Source organism: Acinetobacter sp. NIPH 1852 (genome assembly GCF_022549455.1).
In the GTDB taxonomy this organism is placed as follows: Bacteria; Pseudomonadota; Gammaproteobacteria; order Pseudomonadales; family Moraxellaceae; genus Acinetobacter.
In genome coordinates, this window is record NZ_JAKZGG010000066.1 from 1 (window position 1) to 315 (window position 315).

General features: G+C 39.7%; 1 tRNA gene. It reads left to right on the forward strand.

The features are described from left to right. Positions 1 to 19: 19 nt before the first annotated feature. A tRNA-Ala gene (locus MMO38_RS16595) sits at positions 20 to 95 on the forward strand. The last annotated feature ends 220 nt before the right edge of the window (positions 96 to 315 follow it).

Below are 315 nucleotides of genomic sequence, written 5' to 3' on the forward strand. Positions count from 1 at the left end.
GAATTCACAATGATAAGCTGGGGACTTAGCTTAGTTGGTAGAGCGCCTGCTTTGCACGCAGGAGGTCAGGAGTTCGACTCTCCTAGTCTCCACCAGAGTTTCGAAACAGCAAAGCAACGCTTTGCCGAAACGCAAGACGAGAGCTATGCTCGAGTAATTGCAAAGAAACTCAGGGCTAAAGATTACAGAATTTAGTGAGTTGAGATATAAACTTATTAAGTTCTGTGATTTATCACAGTTTAATGTAGCTGACGAGGTTACATTAATTCATTAACAGATTAGTAGAATTGAGTCTGAAATAAATTGTTCAAAACT